The organism is Microbacterium sp. (genome assembly GCF_049661145.1).
In the GTDB taxonomy this organism is placed as follows: domain Bacteria; phylum Actinomycetota; class Actinomycetes; order Actinomycetales; family Microbacteriaceae; genus Microbacterium.
This window is the reverse complement of sequence record NZ_JBASZT010000178.1, coordinates 1-2548: the sequence shown is the minus strand read 5'-3', so window position 1 is coordinate 2548 and position 2548 is coordinate 1. Positions and strand designations below refer to the sequence as shown.

Below are 2548 nucleotides of genomic sequence, written 5' to 3'. Positions count from 1 at the left end.
CGCCCGCGCCCGACCGCGGCCGACCGCGCCCGACCGCGGCCCTCTCACAGGACGCCGAGCCGCTACGTCTTGACCGAGCCGCTATGAAACGACCGGTCGAAACATAGCGGCTCGGTCGAAACATAGCGGCTCGGCGAAGGGGGCTAGGAGGGGGCTGGGAGAGAAGCCGCCGGGCAGGATTCGAGAAGCGCAAGCGCCCGCCAACAGGGCAGACTGAGCGCATGTCATCGGAGCACATCGCCGACACCCACGACCGCATCCGCGTGATCGGCGCCCGCGAGAACAACCTGCAGGGCATCGACGTCGACATCCCCAAGCGCCGCCTGACGGTGTTCACCGGGGTGAGCGGGTCGGGCAAGTCGAGCCTCGTTTTCGGCACGATCGCGAACGAGTCGCAGCGGCTCATCAACGAGACCTACCCGACCTTCGTGCAGCAGTTCATGGGCCAGCTCAGCCGTCCCGACGTCGACGCGCTCGAGAACGTCAGCCCCGCGATCGTCGTCGACCAGGAGCGGATGGGCGCCAACGCGCGCTCCACCGTCGGCACGGCGACCGATGTGCACGCGATGCTCCGTCTGCTGTTCAGCCGCATCGGCATCCCACACGTCGGGTCGCCGCAGGCGTTTTCGTTCAACGTTCCCTCGGTCTCGGGCGCCGGCGCCGTCACGATGCAGAAGGGCGGCCAAAAGGTCAAGGAACGCCGCTCGTTCGAGATCACCGGCGGCATGTGCCCGGACTGCGAGGGGCTCGGCCAGGTCAGCGACATCGATATCGACGAACTGCTCGACCGGTCGCTCTCGCTCGTGGACGGCGCCATCCAGGTACCCGGCTACACCCCCGACGGCTGGATGGTGAAGGGTTACAGCGAGTCCGGCTTCTTCGACCCGCGCAAGGCCATCGCCGACTACACCGAGGCCGAGCTGCACGATCTGCTCTACAAGGAGCAGACCAAGGTGAAGGTCTCCGGCATCAACATGACCTACGAGGGGCTCGTCCCCAAGGTCACCAAGTCGATGCTGCAGAAAGATCGCGACAGTCTGCAGCCCCACATCCGCGCCTTCGTCGACCGTGCCGTCAAGTTCATGCCGTGTCCGGCATGCGACGGCACGCGCCTCAACGAGGGCGCGCGATCGTCCAAGATCGCAGGGATCAGCATCGCGGATGCCGCGGCGATGCAGATCACCGACCTCGCCGCGTGGGTGGCCACGATCGACGACCCGAGCGTGGGGCCGCTCCTGGCAGGGCTGCGCCAGACCCTCGACTCCTTCGTCGACATCGGCCTCGGCTACCTCTCCCTCGACCGCTCCAGCGGAACGCTGTCGGGCGGTGAGGCGCAGCGCACCAAGATGATCCGCCACCTCGGGTCGAGCCTCACCGATATCACGTACGTCTTCGACGAGCCGACGACGGGCCTGCACCCGCACGACATCCAGCGCATGAACGACCTGCTGCAACTGCTGCGCGACAAGGGCAACACCGTCCTCGTCGTCGAGCACAAGCCCGAGGTCATTCGAATCGCCGACCACATCGTCGACCTCGGCCCGGGCGCCGGGCGCGCGGGCGGGCGCATCATGTACGAGGGGGATGTCGCGGGCCTCCGCGCCTCCGACACGATCACCGGACAGCACTTCGACCACCGGGCGCAGCTCAAGCCGGGCACCCGCGAACGCACCGACGCGCTCCAGATCCGCGGCGCGAGCCTGCACAACCTCAAGGACGTCGACGTGGACGTGCCCCTCGGCATCCTCACCGTCGTCACGGGGGTCGCGGGATCGGGCAAGTCGTCCCTCATCCACGGATCGCTGCCCGCGTTCGAGGGCGTCGTCGTGGTGGACCAGGCGCCGATCAAGGGATCGCGGCGGTCGAGCCCCGCGACCTACACGGGGATCCTCGACGACATCCGCAAGTCGTTCGCGAAGGCGAACGGCGTCAAGCCCGCGTTGTTCAGCGCGAACTCCGAGGGCGCGTGCCCTGCGTGCAAGGGGCTCGGCGTGATCATCACGAACCTCGGCTTCACGCAGAGCGTCGAGACCCGGTGCGAGTTGTGCGACGGCAGCGGCTTCAGCGACGACGTGCTGGAGTACACGCTCGACGGCCGCAACATCGCCGAGGTGCTCGCGATGACCGCGGATGAGGCCGCGGCATACCTCGCGAAGGGGCCGGCGCACACGACCCTGACCCGTATGATCGACGTCGGCCTCGGCTACATCACGCTCGGACAGGCGCTGAACACGCTGTCCGGTGGTGAGCGACAGCGCCTGAAGCTCGCGATCTCGATGGCCAAACCCGGCGCGATCTACGTGCTCGACGAGCCGACGACGGGGCTCCACCTCGCCGACGTCGCAGGTCTGCTCGCGCTGCTGGATCGGCTCGTGGATGCCGGGAACAGCGTCATTGCGATCGAGCACCATCAGGCGGTCATGGCGCATGCCGACTGGATCATCGACGTCGGACCGGGAGCCGGCCGCGACGGCGGCCGGGTCGTGTTCGAGGGCACGCCCGCGGCCCTGGTCGCCGCCGGCGAGACCCTCACAGCCCAGCACCTCGC

At 68.1% G+C, this 2548-nt stretch carries 1 protein-coding gene; it reads left to right on the top strand.

Features of this window, described 5'->3' with window-relative positions; translation table 11 throughout:
• Positions 1–221: 221 nt before the first annotated feature.
• The coding region (locus tag WBP48_RS07860; RefSeq protein WP_424438581.1) for an ATP-binding cassette domain-containing protein at positions 222–2548 on the top strand (2327 nt) is incomplete at its 3' end.